Annotated in this window: 28 protein-coding genes; 3 read left to right on the forward strand and 25 right to left on the reverse strand. The window is 43.0% G+C overall.

What is annotated here, in order from left to right:
* Positions 1-333: 333 nt before the first annotated feature.
* A complete protein-coding gene (locus IEW05_RS23665) occupies positions 334-1212 on the reverse strand; it encodes a nucleotidyltransferase-like protein (RefSeq protein WP_188542348.1) in 879 nt (292 codons plus the stop codon).
* A gap of 121 nt (positions 1213-1333) precedes the next feature.
* Here IEW05_RS23665 and IEW05_RS23670 point away from each other — a divergent pair, with 121 nt between their 5' ends.
* Positions 1334-1711 carry a YgzB family protein gene (locus IEW05_RS23670; RefSeq protein WP_188542349.1) on the forward strand — a complete coding sequence of 126 codons (378 nt, stop codon included), beginning with the start codon at positions 1334-1336 and terminating at the stop codon, positions 1709-1711.
* Positions 1712-1815: 104 nt separating this feature from the next.
* On the opposite strand, the gene IEW05_RS23675 is transcribed toward IEW05_RS23670, so the two are convergent.
* From IEW05_RS23675 to uptA, 18 genes are all read right to left on the reverse strand, one after another.
* Entirely contained in the window at positions 1816-3561 is a 1746-nt protein-coding gene (locus IEW05_RS23675) for a glycosyl hydrolase family 18 protein (protein ID WP_373285860.1), read from the reverse strand.
* An 86-nt stretch (positions 3562-3647) separates the two neighbouring features.
* Positions 3648-4073 carry a Fur family transcriptional regulator gene (locus tag IEW05_RS23680; protein WP_188542351.1) on the reverse strand — a complete coding sequence of 142 codons (426 nt, stop codon included), beginning with the start codon at positions 4071-4073 and terminating at the stop codon, positions 3648-3650.
* Positions 4074-4163: 90 nt separating this feature from the next.
* Positions 4164-6026: a DUF4097 family beta strand repeat-containing protein gene (locus IEW05_RS23685; RefSeq protein WP_188542352.1), complete on the reverse strand. Its 1863-nt coding sequence runs from the start codon at positions 6024-6026 to the stop codon at positions 4164-4166.
* Positions 6027-6173: 147 nt separating this feature from the next.
* A complete protein-coding gene (locus IEW05_RS23690; RefSeq protein WP_188542353.1) occupies positions 6174-6635 on the reverse strand; it encodes a GNAT family N-acetyltransferase in 462 nt (153 codons plus the stop codon).
* Between the two features lie 47 nt (positions 6636-6682).
* Positions 6683-8122: an Asp-tRNA(Asn)/Glu-tRNA(Gln) amidotransferase subunit GatB gene (gene gatB, locus IEW05_RS23695; protein WP_188542354.1), complete on the reverse strand. Its 1440-nt coding sequence runs from the start codon at positions 8120-8122 to the stop codon at positions 6683-6685.
* 39 nt (positions 8123-8161) lie between these two features.
* The gene (gene gatA, locus IEW05_RS23700) at positions 8162-9616 is read right to left on the reverse strand and encodes an Asp-tRNA(Asn)/Glu-tRNA(Gln) amidotransferase subunit GatA (protein WP_188542355.1); all 1455 of its coding nucleotides are present in this window, start codon (positions 9614-9616) and stop codon (positions 8162-8164) included.
* 48 nt (positions 9617-9664) lie between these two features.
* Complete coding sequence (gene gatC / locus IEW05_RS23705; protein ID WP_188542356.1) at positions 9665-9952, reverse strand: Asp-tRNA(Asn)/Glu-tRNA(Gln) amidotransferase subunit GatC; 288 nt, start codon at positions 9950-9952, stop codon at positions 9665-9667.
* Between the two features lie 133 nt (positions 9953-10085).
* The gene (locus IEW05_RS23710; protein ID WP_188542357.1) at positions 10086-10469 is read right to left on the reverse strand and encodes an ATPase; all 384 of its coding nucleotides are present in this window, start codon (positions 10467-10469) and stop codon (positions 10086-10088) included.
* A gap of 165 nt (positions 10470-10634) precedes the next feature.
* Positions 10635-11411, reverse strand: coding sequence for an ABC transporter permease (locus tag IEW05_RS23715; protein WP_188542358.1), 777 nt, complete (start codon positions 11409-11411; stop codon positions 10635-10637).
* Positions 11408-12337, reverse strand: a complete 930-nt coding sequence (locus tag IEW05_RS23720) for an ABC transporter ATP-binding protein (RefSeq protein ID WP_188542359.1) — start codon at positions 12335-12337, stop codon at positions 11408-11410. The genes IEW05_RS23715 and IEW05_RS23720 overlap by 4 nt, the downstream gene beginning before the upstream one ends.
* Complete coding sequence (locus IEW05_RS23725) at positions 12337-12534, reverse strand: PLDc N-terminal domain-containing protein (RefSeq protein WP_188542360.1); 198 nt, start codon at positions 12532-12534, stop codon at positions 12337-12339. Before IEW05_RS23725 ends, IEW05_RS23720 begins: the two co-directional genes overlap by 1 nt.
* Positions 12535-12586: 52 nt before the next feature.
* Positions 12587-12796 (reverse strand): hypothetical protein, encoded by a 210-nt coding sequence (locus IEW05_RS23730; RefSeq protein WP_188542361.1) that lies wholly within the window; start codon positions 12794-12796, stop codon positions 12587-12589.
* Positions 12793-13128 (reverse strand): YxlC family protein, encoded by a 336-nt coding sequence (locus IEW05_RS23735; protein WP_188542362.1) that lies wholly within the window; start codon positions 13126-13128, stop codon positions 12793-12795. The genes IEW05_RS23730 and IEW05_RS23735 overlap by 4 nt, the downstream gene beginning before the upstream one ends.
* On the reverse strand, positions 13118-13648 hold the full coding sequence (gene sigY, locus IEW05_RS23740; RefSeq protein WP_188542363.1) for an RNA polymerase sigma factor SigY: 531 nt from the start codon (positions 13646-13648) through the stop codon (positions 13118-13120). The genes IEW05_RS23735 and sigY overlap by 11 nt, the downstream gene beginning before the upstream one ends.
* A gap of 144 nt (positions 13649-13792) precedes the next feature.
* On the reverse strand, positions 13793-14014 hold the full coding sequence (locus IEW05_RS23745) for a hypothetical protein (RefSeq protein WP_188542364.1): 222 nt from the start codon (positions 14012-14014) through the stop codon (positions 13793-13795).
* A gap of 258 nt (positions 14015-14272) precedes the next feature.
* Entirely contained in the window at positions 14273-14899 is a 627-nt protein-coding gene (locus tag IEW05_RS23750; RefSeq protein WP_188542365.1) for an MBL fold metallo-hydrolase, read from the reverse strand.
* Between the two features lie 4 nt (positions 14900-14903).
* A complete protein-coding gene (locus IEW05_RS23755) occupies positions 14904-15470 on the reverse strand; it encodes a thioredoxin family protein (RefSeq protein ID WP_188542366.1) in 567 nt (188 codons plus the stop codon).
* Positions 15471-16085, reverse strand: coding sequence for an undecaprenyl phosphate transporter UptA (gene uptA, locus IEW05_RS23760; RefSeq protein WP_188542367.1), 615 nt, complete (start codon positions 16083-16085; stop codon positions 15471-15473). It abuts the gene before it with no gap.
* Between the two features lie 137 nt (positions 16086-16222).
* On the opposite strand from uptA, the gene IEW05_RS23765 reads away from it, so the two are divergent.
* Positions 16223-16534, forward strand: a complete 312-nt coding sequence (locus IEW05_RS23765) for a dehydrogenase (protein WP_188542368.1) — start codon at positions 16223-16225, stop codon at positions 16532-16534.
* Positions 16535-16608: 74 nt separating this feature from the next.
* Here IEW05_RS23765 and IEW05_RS23770 read toward each other — a convergent pair whose 3' ends face one another.
* From IEW05_RS23770 to yyaC, 5 genes are all read right to left on the reverse strand, one after another.
* A complete protein-coding gene (locus IEW05_RS23770) occupies positions 16609-18708 on the reverse strand; it encodes an O-antigen ligase family protein (protein ID WP_188542369.1) in 2100 nt (699 codons plus the stop codon).
* Between the two features lie 106 nt (positions 18709-18814).
* The gene (locus tag IEW05_RS23775; RefSeq protein WP_188542370.1) at positions 18815-19984 is read right to left on the reverse strand and encodes a class I SAM-dependent methyltransferase; all 1170 of its coding nucleotides are present in this window, start codon (positions 19982-19984) and stop codon (positions 18815-18817) included.
* Between the two features lie 48 nt (positions 19985-20032).
* On the reverse strand, positions 20033-20695 hold the full coding sequence (locus IEW05_RS23780) for a DUF6483 family protein (RefSeq protein ID WP_188542371.1): 663 nt from the start codon (positions 20693-20695) through the stop codon (positions 20033-20035).
* A 175-nt stretch (positions 20696-20870) separates the two neighbouring features.
* Entirely contained in the window at positions 20871-21671 is an 801-nt protein-coding gene (locus IEW05_RS23785; protein WP_188542372.1) for an alpha/beta fold hydrolase, read from the reverse strand.
* Between the two features lie 152 nt (positions 21672-21823).
* Positions 21824-22378, reverse strand: a complete 555-nt coding sequence (gene yyaC / locus IEW05_RS23790) for a spore protease YyaC (RefSeq protein WP_188542373.1) — start codon at positions 22376-22378, stop codon at positions 21824-21826.
* A 141-nt stretch (positions 22379-22519) separates the two neighbouring features.
* Between yyaC and IEW05_RS23795 the strand changes: the two genes are divergently transcribed.
* Positions 22520-22744, forward strand: coding sequence for a DUF1128 domain-containing protein (locus IEW05_RS23795; protein ID WP_188542374.1), 225 nt, complete (start codon positions 22520-22522; stop codon positions 22742-22744).
* A 101-nt stretch (positions 22745-22845) separates the two neighbouring features.
* On the opposite strand, the gene IEW05_RS23800 is transcribed toward IEW05_RS23795, so the two are convergent.
* Positions 22846-23565: a pirin family protein gene (locus IEW05_RS23800; protein ID WP_188542375.1), complete on the reverse strand. Its 720-nt coding sequence runs from the start codon at positions 23563-23565 to the stop codon at positions 22846-22848.
* Positions 23566-23654 lie beyond the last annotated feature (89 nt).

The following is a 23654-nucleotide window of genomic DNA, read 5'->3' on the forward strand; positions in this document are numbered from 1 at the left end:
GATGATTGTGCTCATTTTGAAACTGACGAGAATATAATTCTCTATTTTTTTGAATTTCACTTTCGTGAATTTCACTCACTCGTTGTTCAGTTTTCAAAGATCAAACCATTCATTTTTTGTCTTCGCTGTTTTTCAGCGGCGACTTTTATAATGTACCACATTCACCCGGTTTAAGTCAACAAGTTTTTTTCGTTTTTTTTCAGCCGTTAAACCGACAACCACGATTCAACAAGTTTTTCTTTTTTAGGGGCGAGATATAATTTACCACAGATTCCTCTTAGACGTCAACCATTTTTGCAATATACAATTACTGGATGTTTAGAGCCTGAGACTTCATGTCCAATAACGAATTTCACGCCCTTCGCCTAATCCATCTGTTGGACCTTTTGCGCTCTCTTTTACTAATGAACGGTATACTAATTTGCGTAGTACCATAGGGAGCTCTTCTCTCACGTGATACAACTGTGGCAGTTGCACCAACTCCTGAATGCTCCATGTTTCTTTTCGACTCGCCAAAATTCGTAGCAGCGGTGCGCAACACTCTGACATTTTGGATATCACAAAAAATTCACTAGCTAGTAAAACAAGTTCAATACGCTGTTCAAGAGTCTCTTTCCCATCTGTTAATTCATCAAATAATTTATATACTACCGAATTCAATGGACGCATTTGTTCCCATACACTACTCTCGGGCAAAATCCCTTGTTCGATCAGTTCGATGCGGGCATAATGCTTCAAAGCTTGGATAACACTGTAATAGGCATCCATCAAATCTTTTTCTTTAGCGAATCGCTTCGCCTCTAGATACATTTGCAGAAATTTAGTGAACTCCTTGAATTTACGTTGCTCCCTCATATCTTCCCCGAATTCAGTAATCTTCGTATGTAAAGAAGCTAACTCCCCTTCAGCATCCCAGATCACCTCACCATGGATGAAACACTGTACAATTTCCCGATTATCACCAGCAACTACCCAACGTTGCAGATCATCCCTGCTGATATAGAGTAATTGATAATGCATATCCTCGTTCATGCAATGCTCAATCGTCATGTTACCCTCGGTCATATCCTTACAAACAACCAATATTAAAAGCTCAAAATCATGCAGCAAAGAGCCATGAAAGTTACCACCTTCATGGCGATATCCGATCGCGCCAATCGCTTGACGCGGGGCCTTCTTCTCATTAACTAAAGAAAAAATCCTTGGATCCACGATATCCTCCTACCTTGGCGTATCCTCGCCAATTCGTTATAATATAGTTCTACACTTTCCAATAGTTTCCTCCTTGCATTTTTTGAAAAAATAAATTCAAAATAGAATTGAGGTCGGCTAAATGTTCTTTAAATCAAGTAAAATAAACTCGTTTCGGCTATGGGGTTTGCTATTGACTATGTTCGGGATGGGGCTGATGGTACTCGGTACTGCCGGCATCGTATTCTGGGGTCAATCAGGCAAGATCGTTGCCGCTATCGGTTTGGTTATCGGTCTAGTCGCAATGCTTGGAAGTTTAGCCGTTTATTTCTGGGCTGGAATGTTATCTACATCCGCGGTTCAATTAGAATGCCCTGAATGTCACAAACTAACAAAAATGCTTGGGAAAACGGATCGTTGTATGTTTTGCAAAACAATTTTAACACTTGATCCCTTACAAGCTACCATCACGGCTGATGAGTTGGAAGCAAATCAATCCACTAATCTCACGGCAAAGTAATAGCATAATATGAATTGACACAAAAAGAAGAAGGTAGACAATGTTAATGTCCCCTTCTTCTTTTTGCGTATTTATAAAAGTATATATTTCGTTGAATTTGCTTATTATTCCATTATTCCATTAAGTACTTCCCACGCATCTTCAGAAGCAAAACTTCTAGTCCAAGTCGCAATCCCAGCAAGTTGAAGCGATTTAGCTAGCTCTACCCGACGGGCAAGCGATTCTTTATCTTCAAGCCAGATTCGGTAAAGCGCTCCATCTTCGCTGTATTCCACATAGTTTTGCCCAGTATCCTCCAAAAATTTAGGTTTCAACTTTTTATCCTTGATGATGTCCTGAGCTTTTTTCATACCAATAGCTTTGGAACTAACCACAGTCTTACCGTCTTTCTGGATTTCTGTCCAAACTCTAGTATATAAAGGAATGGCCAAGATTAACTTATCCGGCGAGACGTTATCTTCTTCCAAAATACGAGTTGCCGCTGAACCCGCCCAAGGTAAAGAAGCGACTGAACCAGCTACTTGACTAGCAGCCCAATGTTCATCATAAGCCATCAGTATTAAATAATCGACTACCTCGCTAAGTGCTCTGCGATCCAGGAAAGCCGACCACATCTCACTATTCGATTTGGGCGTAACATCGATCGATACGACTAATCCCTGTTCCTGTGCAAGTGGCCACAGCTCTCTCATAAACTGCGTCAGGTTGTCCCCATCTTTCGTATACACGTTCTCATAATCGATGTTAATCCCGTCCAGATCAAAGATTTTCGCGTAATGTAGCATTTGCAAAATAGTGTTCATACGGTTCTCAAAGTTCGACAAAGCCTCTGTTGTCAGATCAGGTTCAAAGCTATTACTGAACAATCCCCAGACCTGTATACCTTTGCCGTGGGCCCATTTAACATAAGCACTATCCGCCTTGCTTCGAACATTACCACTGCCATCCATCAGGGAGAACCAAGTTGGACTGACAACGTTTATCCCAGGCATCTCACCAAATGTAGATGGTTTTGGCGCTACTTGATAAACCGCTTCCCATGTTAAATTAACCGTTTTAGACTGCCATTTTTCCTTTGCAGGCGAAGTCTCCTGCTCCAGCTTCGGGATCGTTATTTCTTCACCTCGGCTGACATCTTTCTTCTTAACAAAGCCGGAATACCCATTATCCAGTTGGGCATAATACCAATCATCTACGGTGTCTAGGATTCGTAAATTTGTTCCATCAGGCATATCTGCCAAAATTGGAGTATGGATACTAGCCTCTTGCCTCAAAGGAACCGTGTAATCCTTTTTACCCGAAGCATTCAGGACCTGAGCCTTTTGAACAGTTTCTCCAGCTTTCATCAGAAGTACGGTACCAGATTCTACATCCTCATAAATCTCCGCACCATAAATCTCTTTTAACAGATGCGCAGGTAAATAAAGAACGCCTTCCTTCTCTTCTGGAGCAAAGGCTAGTTGGATTGGCTTATTGTTTATTTTACCAACCTTCTCGTCCGTTTTTAAAAATACTAGTTTACGTGACGTCGTGAGAATAACAGATTTAGTATCTTCTTCATACCTAATATTTGGGTCAATCACGGATTGAATAACCGGAAGCGGCAACTTAAGAGCATCCCCGCTTCCCATAGCCTGCCAGGCCATAAGTTCACCCTCAGCAAATATGGGCCGTTCGTGGGTAACCTTCCAATCCGGATTCACGTGTTCACGATTGGGCAAAGTAACTGACGCAATCCAATATGCACCTATAATAATTATAATGAGTCCAAATAACCATTTGATTTTATTCCCTCTACGTCTACCTCTCCGTCTATAACTACTACTTCTACTACTATGATTCAATTGGATACCTCCAGAAAAGTATATATAAAATAAAAACGTGAAGAATTCCCGAAAGAATCCCACACGTCATCCCAAACACGTAGGTTAATAAATTAATGATCCTGACAATCGCTGCATAGCCCGTATAGTTCCATACGGTGTCCACGCACGTGAAATCCAGTCATCTCTTCAGCCTTACGCTCTACTTCCTCCAAAGAGGGGTAAGTAAAATCTTTAATTTTTCCACACTTTTCACAAATGACATGATAATGATTCGTTACATCAGCATCAAATCGACTTGAATTATCGCCGTAGGTTAGTTCACGAACCATACCTGCTTCGATAAACATCTTAAGATTATTATAAACCGTAGCCACACTCATGTTAGGAAAACGAGGCTCCAAGGACCGATATATCTCATCCGCCGTAGGATGTCCCATCGACTCCATCAAAAAAGTTAATATGGCGTGACGTTGCGGCGTAATGCGGACACCGTTAATTTTCAGTTGGTCCAATGCATGTTGTACGCGCGTAGTCATTATGTCCACCGCCTTATATGAATTACAAAAAAAAGCAATCTACAACTTTATTGTACGTTTATGCTATTTCGTTTGTCAACGCAGTGCAAACTATGAACCCGGAGTCTCCTCCAGAGGAACCTCTATTCCAATTTTGTTCACAACTAAATTACTGTTGCCTTCAACTTTAATAAGATGCTCTCCAGTCCCCATGATTCCCTTAATCTCCTTATTCTCAACGAGAAAGGGTAGATCCGTGGCAATATTGCCATAACCACTTGAGCCATCTAATGTGTAGTCTGCATATTCAGGGATTTTCAAGTACATTTCTCCAACTGCACTGTACACGCCCCAATCTCCGCCAACAAACCTTGAAGAGATGGATATTTTGCCATTCAGCGACTCAGCTCGTAATGCATTTAAGGCACCATCTACTTGAATATTACCATTTTTGGTACTTACATTAATATCCGCTTGCGAACCCACGAGAGAAATGCTGCCTACAAGCGTTGATAACTCGACATTACCACTAATCCCTCTACCCTTCATATTTCCACCTTGAGTATCAACTGTAGCATTCCCGAAAACTCGGTACAAATCTACATCACCATTTAACGTTTTTGCCGAAACGTCACCAACTACATCCCATAATTTTAAGTTCCCATTACCAGTCTGTAGTTTAAATTGACTCATGGCCTGAGTCCCTGTCAAAGAAATCCCACCGCTGGAGGTACTGATATCCAGATCCAAGAATCGATTCTCAGGTAAAATAATCGTCAGATTCGTTCGCGGATGTCGCTTACCAGAGGTTCCATATACTTTATCTTTTACCGTAAGATTCAGTGTCTGCCCTTCCGACACATCAACGAATGTCTCTTCCGCAATTGTCTTTGCATCTTGATCTGGAATCTGATCTACCCATACAGCGGCCTTGATAATCACACCTTCAATTTCCGCTCGTTTCACATCAATATTACCATTAATTCCATCAATAACTACTTTTTTCGTATCCAAATCGATGGGGACTTCGAGTGGAACTTTGTTCATAAAATAACCCTCTTCGGCACTATAATCAGCTCCGGCAGAGGCAAAATCCAAGCTAACACGTTTCCACAAATGCATATAATGATCCTGCTGGGTTACAGCAAATACAGAGAATGCCATAAATATTGACAGGAAAAGCCCCCTAACATCTACACGCATCCTCCGTCCTGGGCGAGGTGTATTTCTCCGGTTCCATAAAAGCACTAGAACATGCTCAACGCCAATGAGCACAAGAATCAAAGGCCACCAATCAAGTAGAAGAAGCATATTGTCTCTGCCCGTAATAATATCGTTTATCAGGATGACACCCACAGTAATAAGTAAAGTAGAAGCAGTGAATCGCCCTGTACGGAAGAACCGACGACGCCCTTCACGGAAAATTAGAAACAATCCAGTAAGCATAAGCAGGACGGCTACAAAGTATCCTGCCCCCGCTTGAATGAAACTTTGAAACCATACCGGCTTCTGTCTAAACAGAAATGCAATAAGTCCACCACCGATAAGAAGGGTGGCAGAAGATACCGTCCTCTCCAAACCAGGATCAGAAGCAGCTATCATTTTTCGAGAAGTATCATCCTCATTTTCCCTTTTGATTCTTATATTAATTACATCCGTAGATTGAAGCACATCATAAATGCTATAAAAATAAGCCACTGGAATTAGTAAACCTAACAATAACAGGAGTGGAATGTTTATTCCCATCCGAACTGATGAGAAATAGATAAGCGCAGAGCCATCTAGTATCGTGAAATAGATAAAGCCTACACCTTTCATAAACATTCTTAAATATAAATGACCTAAGCCAGGGAAAAGAGCCGATAATAAGCAGGCAATGAACTTTCTTTTGCGTCGTCTAGGTTTAAACCCCCTAGTTTGTACTGAAGCTACTCCCTCAGTGTGGCGTTCTGACGGTATTAAATCAGGTGACATCTCTCTACCCCCTCTTCTCGTAGCTTTGTCCCTAATTAGATAATAACTGAATTTTGTTGTTTCGTAACTTGGAATGAATGGGAAACTGTACCCTTCTAAAACAAAAATGCCCCCCATAAAGAGGAGCATTCTTGCAGAAATTAACCATTACCTAGTAAGTTGAAACCGGGTTAATTCCACCCCCGGGGCTGCCATCATCGCTCCACAAGGGATGAACCCATATTGTCGATATAGCGAAACTGCCGGAACGTTAAGAGTTCCTGCCGTTACCGCAATGGTCTTCATTTCAGAATGCTCCGAAATGACATAATTCAATAAAGCACTTCCAATACCTTGGCGAAAATAATTAGGGTGTACCATTAAACGGGTAATGCCAAGAGTTGAGGGAATCGACGAAGTTGTTGCAATTGCGCCTAATAGCTCCCCCTCTTCTTCTGCGTAATACCCATAAAATTGTTCCGTACTGTTTCTTAGTGATTCGAAGGTATCGGGTAGGGGTGGATATTCCATTAAACCTACTGCAAGGGCTTCTAAGCGGTAAGCAGTGTGCTGCAAACTCCATACTTGCTCTACTACTTCATGATCATGCAGCGATAACGGAATAATCATCCTTGAACCCCCTATAACCAGTCAAATTACTCTTAATTCTGTAGTAATTATCCTTTTAAAGCTTCGACCAATAGCTTATTAGCTAGCCCTGGATTAGCTTTCCCTTTACTACGTTTCATAACTTGGCCTACTAGGAAGCCAATCGCTTTATCTTTACCCGCTTTATAATCCTCAACCGATGCAGGGTTATCAGCGATAACCTCATTTACAATGGCAAGAATAGCCCCTTCGTCACTAATTTGGACAAGTCCTTGCTCCTCAACAACTTGTCCAGGTAGTTTGCCGCTGGTTAGCATTTCTTTGAATACGGTCTTAGCAATCTTGGAGCTGATTGTTCCTTTTTCAATCAAACCAATCATTTCACCAAGACCTTGACCAGAAAGCTTCACTTCAGCTAACTCTTGACCCGTACTATTCAAGTATCCCAGCAAATCACCCATAATCCAGTTGGAGACCGCTTTCGCGTCACTTGTATACTGGAGACTGTTCTCAAAGAGATCAGCTAGTGGTTTGGATGATGTGATCACTTCCGCATCATAACTAGGAAGTCCTAATTCCGTTGTATAACGTGCCTTCCGTGCATCAGGCAACTCTGGAATTGAGGCTTTAATCCGATCCTTCCAAGCTTGATCTATATGCAGTGTCACTAGATCCGGATCTGGGAAGTAGCGATAATCATGAGCCGCTTCTTTGCTACGCATAGAGAAAGTCTTGCCCTGCGTCTCATCCCAGCGGCGTGTCTCCTGCACAACTATACCGCCCTCGTCCAAAATCTCGCCCTGACGGAACTGTTCATATTCAAGCCCACGCAATACACCGCGGAACGAGTTCATATTCTTAAGTTCAGCACGCGTGCCAAGTTCCTTCTGGCCATAAGGACGCAGACTGATATTAGCATCGCAACGCATCGACCCTTCTTCCATTTTCACGTCAGAGACATCGCAATATTGCATAATTGCACGCAGCTTTTCAAGATATGCTTTCGCTTCCTCAGGGGAAGAAATATCAGGTTCAGAGACGATTTCTACCAAAGGAGTCCCCACGCGATTGAAGTCAACTAAGGAAGCATAACCTCCGTCGATATGCGTCAATTTACCTGCATCCTCTTCCAAATGAAGACGGGTTATGCCAATTCGTTTCGTTTGACCATCTACTTCAATATCGATATAACCGTTCAAACCGATCGGTTGATCAAATTGTGAGATTTGGTAGGCCTTTGGTGAATCCGGATAGAAGTAGTTCTTCCGATCAAATTTGCTGACGTCGCCGATCTCACAATTCAGCGCCATTGCTGCTTTCATAGCATAATCAACCGCTTGAGCATTCAATACGGGTAATACACCGGGATGTCCGAGACAAACCGGACATGTATGACTATTTGGGGGAGCACCAAATTCAGTGGAACAACCGCAGAAGATTTTTGACTTCGTATGCAATTCCACGTGCACTTCCAGCCCAATCACTGTTTCATATTTGGATGTTGACATATTAATCCTCCTGCTAACTATTTTGAAATCAATCCCTGCTTAGAGTGATGGACGCTGTTTATGATGATCGGTATGAGCTTCGAAGGCATGAGCTACACGAAGAACGGTGCTCTCGTCAAAAGCTTTGCCGATGATTTGTAGTCCAACTGGAAGACCCTCCGCGAAACCGCAAGGTACACTTAGTGCAGGAACACCTGCCAAGCTTACTGGGATTGTCAAAATATCATTTAGGTACATCGTCAGCGGATCATCAACCTGCGATCCCAATGGGAAAGCTGTCGTCGGAGCTGTAGGTCCGATAATTACATCGTAATTCTGGAACGTTTGATCAAAATCTTGTTTAATCAAAGTCCGTACTTTCTGTGCTTTTAAATAATAGGCATCGTAATATCCTGAACTTAGGGAGTAGGTTCCGAGCATAATACGACGCTTCACTTCCGAGCCAAAGCCTTGGCTACGCGATTGATGATACAGATCCAGAAGGTTCCCACCGTTATCAACACGAACACCATAACGTACCCCATCAAATCTGGATAGGTTAGATGATGCCTCCGAAGAAGCGAGAAGATAATATGCGGCTACAGCATACTCCGTATGCGGTAATGACACCTCTTCCCACACAGCACCAAGACTCTCTAGTACACGGAGAGCTTCCAGTACTGCAGCCTTCACCTGAGGGTCAATACCATCTAAATATTCCTTAGGTACAGCGATACGTAATCCTTTGACATCCCCAGTCAATGCACTTACATAACTTGGGATCTCAACATTTGCCGAAGTAGAATCCTTAGGATCGTATCCAGCAATGGCTTGAAGTGCATAGGCAGCATCTTCAACATTTTTGGTAATCGGGCCAATCTGATCTAGTGAAGAAGCAAACGCTACAAGACCATAACGCGATACCAGACCATAAGTTGGCTTAAGTCCAACAACTCCGCAATAGGAAGCTGGTTGTCTGATAGATCCACCTGTGTCTGAACCCAGCGTGAAATAGGCTTCACCTGCAGCTACAGCAGCAGCCGAACCACCGCTAGATCCACCTGGAACTCTGCTTAAATCCCACGGATTACGTACAGGGTGGAAGCTAGAATTTTCATTGGATCCGCCCATGGCGAACTCGTCCATATTTAGCTTACCTACATTTACGGACTCCGCCAGCTTCAGTTTGGATACAACGGTTGCATCATAAATTGGATTATAATTGGATAAAAATTGACTGGCACACGTCGTACGTAAGCCTTCAGTCACCATATTATCCTTAATACCTACGGGCAGACCAAATAATAAACCAAGCGAGTCCCCTTGAACTAATTTGTCGTCTAGACGGGCCGCTTGTGCCCGAGCCTCCTCCTCATTCAAGGTCAGATAAGCTCCAACACGCTCATCACGCTCCCGAATTTTAGCGAACGCCTCTCCTACCACATCGGTTACAGACAGTTCCTTACTGCGGAATTGGTTATGTAATTCCTGCAATGTCAAATCAAACAGCGTCACACCTATATCCTCCTTCCAAATTGTGCATTATTAACTGATTATACGATCCTATTCGAGTACCGCAGGCACTTTGAATTGTCCGTCTTCTTCCTCTGGCGCATTGCGGAATACTTTCTCTTGGCTTAGGCTCTCATGAACCACATCGTCACGCATCACATTGCTAAGACGAAGTACATGGGTTGTCGGTTCGACACCATCTGTATCAAGCTCGTTTAATTTCTCCGCATATTGTAAAATAGCATTCAATTGTTCTGTGAACGTCTCACGTTCTTGATCACTCAAATTCAATCGGGCCAGTTTGGCCACATATTCCACATCTTTGCTCTGGATACTCATTAGCAGCGATACCCTCCTTTATTCTTTCCAACCGAGACTTCATTTGTCCATTCTATCATGTCCTTATGTTATTTTCATAATAAGGATTACGTTAGAATTATGATATCAAAAAAGGTCGGCAGCGCCGACCCTTTTATATCCATGCTCGCAAATTCACCTGCTTGATGAATTCGGCCTGAGACATAACTTCCTTTGTTGGTTCCTCATCTTCATCCGCATCGTCGCTCTCGCCATTCATAATTTGCGAGAATAGCTTCTCGTTATGCGTAGCTAGCGCGTAATCTATCAATGCTTCCTGAGTCGTTCGTTCTACCTCTTGCTCGATCAACTGCTCCTCAGATTCAATATCGCTTGATGGAACGAAATAGTTGCGACCTGTCTTAGGAGACCGAACGACATAATCAAAAGCATTGTCCGGATTACGATCATAAGCAATAAGGTAGCCATATTCCCCAACAGGAAGATTCTGCTCAAAGGCATCGCCGACGATAACAATTTTTTCTCCCAAACGTAGCATCGTCTACCTCCCTGATCCTTTTAATATAAGAGTTTTCAATAAGTTATTTTACTATCCTACTAAAAAACAGAGAGGTTGGTCAAGTTCGAAGATTCGCAGCTTATAAAAACAAAAAAACTGACCGTCAAAGACGGTCAGGCGCTCATAATATTACACTACTCAACTTTAAGGTTGATCTGGAATTCCTTGTCCACGCAGGAGCACAGTCGAAGCGGCAAGACATAACAAACATCCTAGAGTTGTTACTATTAACGCAGCTACTGCTGAGAAATCTATTCCAGCAAATATCGCGGCAGCATCAGACAACAGACGGGCTGGGCTCCATGAGAACCAAGATGGAACAAGGCTATTGGAAAGTGATAATGCCGCCATGATGAGGAGTGAGATCACCGCAGCAGCACTTCCACGGAGCAGGGTGCTGAACAATAATATTAAAGACTGTGCGAATGCGAACCATAGTAGATACAGCGCGCCTGCAGCTAAACCATCCTGCCAATGAACGGGTCCCATTAGTTGCACCGTATAGTACCACGCTCCGCTATATCCAAGCGTAAATGAAATCACTAGTAGAGTTAGTTGCCCTAGCCATTTAGAAATAATGAAATACTGAGATGGAACTGAGCGCACCAAGACTAAAGCCGCTGTTCCGCTATATCGTTCTCCAGAAACGATGTTCATCCCCGCAATAACCAGAACTAGCAAACCAATCGTGCTAAATTGACTCAAGGTATTCACCATGACTTCTGAAGGAAGAGGGACAGGCAAATTCTGTACCAATTCAGCTGACAAATCTCCCGAGGCAGCCAAAATATTCGGTAAGTAAAAATAAACAATGGGTTGCATCACTCCTAATAGAAGAAATACAACAGGAATCCAAAGAAGCTTATAACTGCGGACCATTTCCAACATCTCTTTACGATACATGAGCCAAGTCATTTTCATGATTTAACCACCTTCATGAACATATCCTCCAACGAAGTTGTACCAGCCTCGAAGCGAAGAAGAGGAATATCCTGTGATGCGGCTTCTTGTAGAATGGTATACCGCGCCAATTTAACATCGCTGACCGTTAATACGGCAGTGTTCCTTCTAACAGTTGATTCCAATACAAATTTCCGATCTTGGAACGAGCGTAACCACAGCTTACATTTCTCCTCGGCTCCAGCTTCAACTTCCAATGTCAGTAGAGGTTGTCGATATTTCTCTGCAAGCTCTCCCAATCCACCATTTTCTACGATATCTCCATCTTTCAGCAACATCATCCGATCACATACCTCCTCGGCATCATGTAGCACATGTGTGGAGAATAAGACTGTCGTTTGTTGGCGGAGTTGCGATAGCAAATCCATCACTTCCCGCCGCCCCAGCGGGTCGAGTGCAGATACCGGTTCATCCAGAAGCAGCAACTGCGGACGATGGACAATAACCTGTGCAAGACCTAGCCGTTGCTTCATTCCACCGGAGTAACCAGATATACGCCGCCTTGCTGCATCTTTTAGACCTACGCGTTCTAAAGCAATATCTGCTTCACTAGCGGCTTTTCTTCCATTCATTCCACTGAGCCCTGCAACATATACGACAAACTCCTTGCCTGTCATCCAGCCATAGAATGCGGGGTGTTGCGGCAAATATCCAATCAGTCCCCGCTCATTTTCATTCATATTCTTATTGCTCGATCCGTTAAAAACAATGCTCCCCGAAGTAGGATTGATCAATCCAGCCAACATCCGTAAGGTAGTTGTTTTTCCCGCTCCATTTGGACCCAGAAGTGCGGTGCAACTTCCCGCCTCCAATTGAAATGATATTCCGTTAACTGGAGTGCGTGAGCCAAATTTTTTAGTTAGATTCTTTACCTCAAGCATCACCATTAATACTCTTTCCTTCCAATTGTGAAATAGACGATACTCCCAAGGATATTTCCGAACAAAATAATGATGACCCATAACCATTTAGGTCCTCGTATGGAATTGGATTCTGCTTTGGCAAGTGAAATCAAACCTATTACGGCAAGTATTAGCTGCAGCACTATAATCGGTGCAATTAAACCCCATTTTATTCCTTCCATAAGCCCATCTCCTGTTCTTTCATTATTAAATTCCTATCAGCTATAGGTATTGTTAAATCTTCGTTTTCTTTCTTCTTTCTGGCCAAACAACGACCAACCAATAGACAATGAGTGGGGCAGGGCAGTTAAGGATTCCCCATAATCCCCATAACCAAGCTCTTTTGCCCCGCTTACTCGCGTTAATGAACATCCATGTTCCTTGGCTAAATAGTAATATTCCTACCGCAATCCACAGCCATAATGGAGGATTTTCAGAATTCATGATCTTTCCTCCCTGTGAGTGGAACGATCAAACACTAGAATACCAACGGCCACTGCCAAACCTATGACTTGAATAACTGCCAACAACCAAGGAGCAGAAAAGATGAATGTGTACCCTCCACTAATCAATAGCAAAGCAACCATGCAAAACAGAATTGTCTCCCCTATCCTCTTTCGCTTGGTTAACTTCCACTGTTCCTGTACAATGCCTTCCCAAGTTTCGACCGATGGAGAACTGCTATGCTGAACAACCTGGTCTAGCTTACGCAGATCTTCCAACAGCCGATCAACAACATCATTTTGGAGGTCATCCTTATTCCCATTAAGACTCATGCTGATCAAGCTCCTTTCGTAATTCACGTAATCCATAAGCAACGCGTGATTTGACCGTTCCGGCTGGAATAGCTAAGATGGCCCCAATTTCATCATAAGAATACCCATAGTAGTGCTTCAATAAGATCGCGATTCGCTGTTCCTCAGATAATTGAGCAAGCAACTCAAGCAATTCGGGCCATTCCTCTTGATTCATCTCAAAATGCCATCGTATCAAACGAGTATTTCCTTCATTCGCTAACCATTGCTGTTCTCTTTTTCTACGGCGTTTCTTATCAATAAATAACCGTGTGGCGATCGTAATAAGCCAAGATGAGAAAGCAGAAGAACCATCATAGCGTGCAATATTCTCCATACATTTAAGCATCGTGTCTTGTGTTAAGTCCTCTGCAGTTCTTGGGTCCATTGTGACTTTGACCAAATATTTAAACACAAAAGAATAATGTTCTTGTATTAATAAGGCAAGCGCCGCAGAATCACCCTTTTTGGCTTTCTTTATCCAGTCTTTTTCCTGAGGCACCGTAATCCCCCTCGACTTTCACTAAGTGACTATATTACGTTTGAGATCCCTATATCGTTCAATACACTTCAAAAAAATTTAAAAAGACACTTAGTTACGCTTTCTTTTAAAAAAGATGCCCATATGGGCACCTCTATTTTCTCTTTATGAATCTTCCCGAATTTGAAGAAGTTTATCATACCACGGCTGTCTTATGTCTCCAGAATGTAACATCAGATGACTCCATAAGACTTTTCGGTCCTCAGTTAACCCCCGCTTTAATAATCCTTCCTTTATATCTGCAGGCTCCTGTATGTATTGATTACTCTCCTCTGAAAGGTGTAGCTCATGTCCCATGTCTGTGATATAAGATAGTTCGCTCTTCATATCGATTCCCCCTTTTTCTGTACTTACTGGACTTACCAAAACTGAGTTCATTTGCGTCCTGTAATCACAAAAAAGACAAAAAAGAACGCAAACCGGGACTATTCCACAGCTTGCGTGCTTCGCAAAGGTTACAAACATTTAATTTATATACATCCTAGCAAAGGTAGAGCTATTTGTCTAGTATAATTGTACTATTTAAAGCAATTCCTATATTAGATCTTCCCTACATTAAAAGATCATGTTAAACGTATTTCGCTTTTAATTGACATAAGGGTTATTCGCACGTTCATATCCAATCGTCGTCTTAGGTCCATGTCCTGGATATACTTTAACCTCATCTCCAAGGCGGAATAGCTTGTTACGAATAGAATCATATAGATCAGCCTCTCGCCCACCTGGCAAGTCTGTCCGTCCAACTCCTAGCTTAAACAAAACATCTCCACCAAATAGATCATTACCACATAACAAGCTCACGCTACCTGGAGAATGCCCAGGTGTATGATAAACGGTGAATTCATGACCAATTAGCTTCAAACGCTGACCTTCTGCCAAATCATATTCAGCCGGGTCAGTCATCACAGGTGATGTGACATCAGGCCACATGAGAGAACCATTTAACTTCGGCGTTGTTAGCCAATCGCTCTCCAGAGCATGTACATACACCGGGCATTTCTTCAATTTACGTATTTCATCCACACCACCGATATGGTCAAAATGAGCGTGTGTCAGTACAATTGCTTCTATCTCAAGTCCTTCAATTTTGCGTATTAACGAACTTGGATTCGTACCTGGATCAATAATAATCGCTTTACTCTCATCTTCTCCACGAAGCAGATATGCATTCGTCTGTAATGGTCCAAGGGAGAATGTCTCAATCTTTAGCATGTTATCAAAATCCAGAGATTAATGCGCGTAGTTCTTCAACAACGCTTGCATTTACTCCGGCTCCTTCCTCATATTTGTCACCAATTTGCTTACGTACCACTGCCATCTTCTCTTCATAATCCGGTGCTTCTCGGTCCGGGTTCTCCTGCTTAAATCTGATCATAATCTCCTGAACCTTCTTAGGCCGTGGTCCCCAATGTCCCAGGACATGTCCTCCCGTATCAGTAACTATGACAATCGGTACGGAGCGTCCGCCCATCGTTAAGTATTCATCCATAACCTCTTGATTATCCTCGAGAATGAGTACTTCAGTCTCTATCCCCGCGACCTCTAGAGCCCGAAACACTACAGGCACGCTACGTACGACATCTCCACACCAATCTGCCGCAAGAATGAGTACTCTCAAATCGTCCCGAAAATTTAAGCTTTCAAAAAACTCCCGATCTTCGTCACTTTGCCAGGCAAAGGACTCATAACCAAATTGAAAAGCTTCCTTATTACGCTGCATTCCCTCCATAAATTCCTTAGGAGACAAGCCCTTTCCAAACTTATGACTCCAGTTCACAGCCATTTAAGCATCCCCTTTCTTCTTCTTTGTGCTGTACCACTTGTAAAGAAGATATACAATTAACAGCGCAACCGCAACCAAAAGTATCGGTGTAACATAGGGCGCAGCTTTCTCATGAATATCTTCCCACTGATTACCTAGCACATATCCTAGGTAGACAAACAAGAAAGACCATGGAATCGAGGCTAGAAGGGTAAGCGTCGAGAAACGCAAAATTGACATCTTGGCAATTCCCGCAGGAATGGAGATGACTTGTCGCATTACTGGAACAAACCGGGCCGTAAATACAATACCTGATCCATACTTGTTAAACCAATTTTCCGCGATGTCCATATGGTGAGGTTTTATTTTTATGTACTTACCGAATTTGTCGAGGAAGGGTCTACCGCCCCATCTTCCGATATAATAAAGAATTAATTGCTGAAGGAGCGCACCTACCGTACCGAAGAATACGGCTACATAGAAGTTCAAATCACCTTTAAATACTAGAAACCCCCCATACGCCAAAACGATCTCACTTGGTATGACTTCAACAGCGAGACCTAATACAATCCCAAAGTAACCTAGCCCGCGAATTAATTCGAATAACTGATCTATAATACTTGATAAAATATGCACCCTAGACCTCTCTCCTCAACTAACTTTTAATTTAGTCTATTCTATCATAGGAACGGACATGCATTCTACTTTGCCCATTGCAAGCGGTGTCCCTTAGCGAATATTAAGCATATGTTGAGAGAAGAGGAGGCGGTATTATGGGAACAAACCTTGGGAAGCATCAAAACAACCTCCCTTCTCCACGCAAAATCCGTCGCGGCTGCAACAAGGAATTATACCGAACAATCAAACGGCTCGGTGTTTACGTCCCGGAAGAGCGCTTGGAAGAAGGCGAAGCATTGTATTACAAAAAGGTCATCGGCAATCTGATGTGGATCGTAGAGAATCGCAGCAATCGTAAACTACTTGCGGATTGGTGGGATGGTGAGGTCTGCGATGAACTAGCAACACTTTGGGAAGTAGATGCTGCGAATCTGTCAAAAGCATTTAGGGCGGCCTTCGGCGGTTAGATAACATGGATACAGGGCGAGGTTCAACAAGGGTGTGATTACAAGATACTGATCACCGCTTCGCCCTATAACATTCATTCCATAGAGTTCGCAATTAGGTCAGCTATGGAGATGAGTTTCTTTTCCCAAACTTGGGATTCCTCTGTTAATTTGAAATCACGATCATTACGAGGGTTGTTCATTTTGAGCAAATGATTCTCCAGTTCGGCATACCTAAGATACAATCTTCTACCTGCTGATACAGCTGACTGCGCTTCATTAAAACGATGCTCTCCTTCTAACCTCATGGCTAACAGTACTAGATTTCTTAACACCGCGCCTTGTTTCTCACGATCGTAACGATCCAGATTCGCTACATGTTCTAATGCTGGTATAGCGCGCATATCCCCTTGTACAGCCCATGCTATTCCCAGTGCCAGCCATAGATCGGGGTGACCAGGGTCATAATGAATCCCCTTTATTAATATGGTTGTAGCTGCTGCCGGAGTAGACATGCTCGCCAGGGCAAGCCTGGTAGATGTTCTTGAGCGATCCAAAGTTAATGACTGTTGTAGTAAATCAACCCTCTCTACAGTAGTTATGCTTTGTGTAGATAGATTGGCAAGAGTGTATAACCTCAAGCTTTCCGCTTGCCTAAAGCCCGTTATACCTGTTATTAAAAGTAGTGTGGCTAGTAATCCGTATATGAAGCGAACTAGTCTTACATCAGCCCCAGCCCCTCGATATGCTCTGTCTAGCGGTTTCGCTACCCCAGATTCCTCAAAGCTTAAGCCTACCATCCAGGCTAGAAGCATCCATACCAACCCATAACTCATATCAAAATCAAATGCACTATGTAAAACCAACACGATACATGATGGAAGTAATATACTGCGCGATTTAATCAAACCTGTGAATATAGCGAATAGTCCTAGCATTAGAATCAAAAAGCCCAAAATACCAAGATCCAACAAGATGTCCAAAAATCCGCTATGTACCTCTGTGCCAACGTATGGCTTGCTTTGGATGCTATGAAATAATTTTCGCCAAGCATCCCCACCATCCCCTATCCATGGAGCGTTCTTGAACAGTTTCCATGCATCACTATACATGACTGTACGAGCACTCAGAGTACCAAGACGGAATAACCTCAATAGAAGTCCCCCACAGGCTAATAAAACAAATGCTATAAGCAAACTAAAGCCCCCACAGAAGTAGGCCATTATATAGCGATAAGTCCTTCGTCGCAAATTCAATACTTGCGTGGACATTCTAGACAACATTAGAACAACAGCCATCACAACCACTAATGAAACCAAGCCGGAGAACAAGGGGGGCGCTAGTTTGGCATGAGTAAGCTGCCATGCCAAAAACGCGGCAGCTATAACGACGATACCAGATTGGATCAAGTAGATTAATCGCTTGTCTCCACGCAGTAGAAACCATCCTGCTATCCACCCCACACCGGCTGCAACGTAAGCCCCGCGTGATTCAGTGAGCAGAAGACACAATGCAATAAGCAGCGTCAAAACCGTCGAACCACTTGCTATTAGGAGTTTCTTTCTAGAAAGATCTGTAACGGATAACGAGGCAATTGCCATTAATCGCTCCAGTAGACAAACCGCCATCACCATTCCGAATGTATTCGGGTACTGCAAAAGCCCCCCCAAACGAGCACCTGTTGCCGCTATTTCATCGTTATCTGTGCGCAAAATAATGTGCGGCAGCGGTAAAATACCATAAATAGTCGCTAACGCAGTTGTCACTAGCAGTGTGCCCATGGCTAACCAGCCCATTTTTAACAAACGGCGACCTTCTTTTTCTCTTCCAACTCTGTACAGTGTAACCCCAAATACACCATAAAAGGTCCAGCGTAATAAGGCCTCTGTTGTAGCCTGGAATGACTGTGGACCAATAACAAGGTGAACACTATATAATGCTGCAATAATAAATGGATAGATCCATATTAGTAGATTAGTTTGGGTTAGAGAACCGTTGCGAAACGGAAGTAGAGTAACCTCCCTGGTCATACAAAAGGCGATTACAACCGCCGAAATAACTAGCCATACGGAAATCAGTAACAACGAGAATCTCGTATCTATATAGAACAGGCCATTATGAAGACAAACAACCAGTCCTGTCCCCACAATCCCACCACCTGCCCACCATATGTACATGTGTTCTTTTCCTGGCATAGTCCTCACTCCCATCCCCATATTCCAAAATTAACAATACAAAAAAGGCCAACACCTTAAGTGTTGACCTCAGTCACTAGCTTCAAACCAGTTAAAATCAAAGTCATTATGGGGACTCAGGTAATAAATCGCGACAAGCCCGTTCCAAATAGGGGGAAGCATTCAAAAAGTCGCGAAATGCTGTATATTCCTGCCACAACGCGGCTTTATCACCACCTGGCGCCTTAACTGCCCGAATCAGAATATTCTTCGGCGTATGCTCCATATCAATAAACTCTAATAGTTGCGTCTTATAACCCATCAGATCCAACAGCTTTGCCCGAATCCCATCCGTTGCAAGAGCTGAGAAACGTTCTTTAAGAATTCCATGCGATAAGAGTGGTTCAAGTACAGGACTATTCACCTGAGCAAATAATTCATGTTGGCAACAAGGTACGGATAAAATAACGGAGGCATTCCAGCGAACGGCCTTTTCCAGAGCGGCATCCGTTGCCGTATCACAGGCGTGCAAAGTGACCACCATATCGACCTGACTTAATTCATCATAGTCCGCTATGTCACCAACAAGAAACTCCAAATCATGATAATGCAGTGTCTTCGCCAGCGTTCGACAGTGTTCGATAACATCAGCCTTCAAATCTAAGCCGACAATTTTCAGTTTTCTGCGCTGTTCCACCGACAAATAATGATATAACGCAAACGTCAGATACGATTTGCCACAGCCAAAATCAAGAATCGTTAAAGGACGATCTGAAGGAAGGTGAGGGAGGACATCCTGAACCATTTCAAGAAAACGGTTGATCTGTTTGAATTTATCATACTTCTTAGCCAGTACCTTCCCATCGGCATTCATAATACCCAGCTCGATAAGGAAAGAAATAGGACGACCTTCCTCCAAAATATACTGCTTCTGGCGGTTATGTGTGAGTGTAGCTAATTTCTTAGTTGGGGATTTCGTCAGGATGGATACCTTATACTTCTTACTGATCAGAACCTGATAGTCAGCTTCTGGCGTACATATCAAACCTTGCCGAAAGACTCCATGAAATAGTTCCATCAGACGATCTTCAAAATTCACTGCTGGAATATTCTCATGTGTTACTTTGTTTGTATAGTGGTAAGCAAATTGATAATGAAGATTTTTCTTCAGTTCAACAGGTTTGATCAACACTTTAGTATAGCTGTTATCCTCCGATTTGCGACGCTGACTAAGCGTGGCAGAGATCAACGTCCCCTGCTCCGCCAATTGATGCACAAGATTTCTTAGTGATTCCATAAACAAGACAGCTCGCTTTCATAGACTAATATTAGAATTATTACATAATTAAATGTCAGTTAATAAGAACCGGCTTTGTAGTTCCGCCAGGCCCTCTTTGACTTCACTCAAAGGCAGTCCTCCTTGCTCTAATATTTGAGGTTCGAGTACCAATAACCGATCGTAGAATACAATTCCCTCTTCTGGAGGAATCGCTTCGTCTTGTAGGAGACGAAATAGTACGTTCTCAGCTTGGTCAAAACGTCCCGCTTCCTCTTCGAACCTAAACAGAAGTCGATCTGTATCCGTAGGTAGACGATAACCTTTTAAATGTAATAGCAACTCCTTAACCTCTTCGTCCAAATTCCATAACGAACGGTCGGCACCGTTTAGACTCGCAGTTAAGTAGAGATGAAGTGCCTTCATAAAGCGCGTTACCCCTTCATCATGCTTCCCCATAGCGTAATAAATATTTGCCTCTTCCTTAATTATATAAGCCAGGCTCTGCAATTTATCAGCTTCCACTACACCGCCACTGCGGAACATTTCAGTTATATCTCTGGCAGATAGTGAACGTAGCAAGTTCGAATTCAAACGAAATTGATCCTTATATAGGTCATCGATTTCCCATAGAGCTTCTATGAACTTACGCTCTTGTTTCAAGCCAAATACTTTGCCTATCATCTCTGTCATTTCTTCAATCATGCGGACCAGATAATCCCTACGTAACATAACATTCCAGCCCTTTCCTACGGAGAGACAGACGACCCCGTTTATTCAATCTTTAGCGGTTGTATAAAAAGTATTGCTTAGAATCAAATTTTACTTCCTTATGTACTAAAACGCAAAGAAACCGGAGTTTCCTAGTAGGACCCTCCGATTTTTTCCAAGTTAAGCTGTCTTGTAATTAGTTCTCTTGTTTCGAAGTTTTCCGTAAAAAATCGAGGATAACAGCAACAAGCTGATCTGGGGCTTCGTACATACTCATATGCCCCGCTCCCTTGATAACCGCCTTCATGACGTTGTCTCCTTCGGTCGTAAACAACCGTTCAAGCGGAATCACTTGATCGCTCTCACCTGCTACAAGTAACAGTGGAAGTGTCGTTGAAGACATGACATCTCTTCGATCAATTCGCTCACGCATACTGAGTGCGGCGCCCGATGCCCCTTGTGGAGGCGTCTTATATCCAATTTCCTTCACTCGATTTACTTCTTCCGACAGCGCCTCGATATTACCCGGAGCAAACAATCCCGGTACCAGGCCGTCCACAAACTTGGTTATTCCATCAGCACCGATAGCTGAAACCGCCTTAAGCCGTTTCTCTTTCGCTTCTTCACTATCTGGATATCCCGTTGAATGGATTAGGCCAAAGCCGTTCAAATGGACCGCATAACGTTGTGCTAGAGATAAGGCAACATAACCACCCATGGAGTGACCGAGTAGCGTATATTTCTCTACCCCCAACTTCTCCAGCAATCCAACGATATCATCAGCCATCTGTTCGATTGTATAAGCACCCATTGGTGCATCAGTGGAACCATGCCCACGAAGATCCGGGCAAATGACCCGATATTGCTTAGCGAGTAACGGCTGTACTCTCTCCCAATAATCGGAACTACCACAGAATCCGTGAAGCAAAACAACCGTTTCGCCCTCCCCTTGCTCTTGGTACGCCATTGTTGTTCCGTTGACTTCAATATTATCCACAGTTATCCCTTCCTCTCCATATATGTATCAATTCAAATTTTTATATATTGGATTATCAAGATCTACTTCGCTTAATAATTCATCTATATTATTAAACCAACAATAGTAAACTGAAACCATCAATTTCACTCATCTTTATTTAAATGGATAACCTAAGTATCACAACCAAATACCCTCGTGATGGCTTGCGTTATTTCATCCGCCATTAGCATTACCGAATACAATGATGTCATTTGAAGAGTAGAATATGGCTTAGAGCTCTTCACATTTACTACGGCCGCGATGCTGTAATGGCCGACGGCAGGAAGCTTTGTTCCAACCGACTTTGCAGGAAATATCGGCTTCTCCGACACGAGGTAGTGTCCTACCGAAGCAGGAGAACCCAGGGCAGCATCAATCGCCACAATTATATTATCCGAGGGAATCGTCTTTATTCTGGCCTGCAGATTATCGGCATCACAAGGGTACCGTAATGACCCAACCACGCTTTCCCATCCGCATTCTTCCAAGCGAGTGCCTACCAGTGGACCAAGGGAATCCCCCGTTGAGCGATCCGTACCGATGCACAAGAAAGTAATCGCTCGCTCGTCGCCATGCTTCTTAAGGATCTCTTGAAAGAAGGTGATTAATTCATCACCGCTGATCTTCTTCACACCCTGCTGCACAACATGCGGCGAAAACGTATTTCTTCCTCTCTCCAATCCCATCGTTCATCCCCCGATATCCCATTCTCTTCATACCATCTGTATTGTACCTTATCCATACTTATCACGACAAAGCATAGTTTACACTGCCTTGGCATGATACAATACAAAGTAATGTCTATTGAAGAGAGGATGGAACTTATAATGGATTTAACGCAGAAAACTCAGGAAAACGTTGAATATATGATCGAAGCGATCAAAACGAAATTAAGAATGGCAACTGGAGCTGCCATGGCAGCATCTGCATTTCATGTAGACCAATATGACGATATTTTTGATGTTTATGATATCGTCATGAGCAAAGAACGGCTCAGCATATCCGAAGTGGAAGCTCTCGCTTTGGAGCTTGGCAAATTACGTAATAAGTAATGCTCGCGTTGAATTAAATGAACAGAAAGGTCCTGATGGTAAAGGAGACTTCCTTCACCATCAGGACCTTTTGAGTTGTACGTCAAGAGTATTCGTAACGATTAAGGTAAATCGATGAACATCATTTCGGCTGCTTCATCTGAACCTGTACTGCGGATAATCAAATCCTCCGTATTTTTAATTCTAGCGGCATCCCCAGGATTCAAAGAAAGCTTTCTGGATTCAAAGTGTAGGTCTATATGCCCCGATAATAAGAATAAATGACTCCGCCGGTGCTTAGACACCGGCGCTATCAATTCAGCACCAGACCTCAGAACTGGCACAAACAAATTAATATCCTGGTTCACTCTTAGTCCCCCCTCAAATCCCTTGCCGGAGACAAGTGGCTTAAGATCGTCCATGCGCTCATCTAGAGAATAGAAACGACTGGCCCAGGATGGCTGCAGATCCCTCTGAGAAGGAAGAAACCACATTTGAATGAAGCGAGCTGGTGTTTGCTTAGCGGGATTGCTCTCAGAATGTGAAATCCCTGTACCAGCACTCATCACTTGTAGACAACCAGCTTCTAGATTCGTGTGATTACCTAAATCATCCCAATGTCGAAGCGTTCCCGATACAACATAAGTAACAATCTCCAAGTCATGATGAGGATGTACTTTAATGCCTTCGCCAGGTGCAACTGTATTGTCATTTAGTGCCAAGAGACAGCCGAAATGGGCATTACTTGGATCATCATAATCTGAAAAGGAAAAGCTGAGTTCGCTATGAATGGGACCTTTATTGGAAGTATGACGTTCTTCCGATGTGACCACCTTAATCACAGTAATCCTCCTCGCTTTCTACAGATGCGTTTGTATTAATTGATTATTCCTTACCCGCATCCACATCTTATTAATCAGATTACATCCTA

The sequence above is a fragment of the Paenibacillus segetis genome (genome assembly GCF_014639155.1).
Taxonomy (GTDB): Bacteria; Bacillota; Bacilli; order Paenibacillales; family Paenibacillaceae; genus Fontibacillus; species Fontibacillus segetis.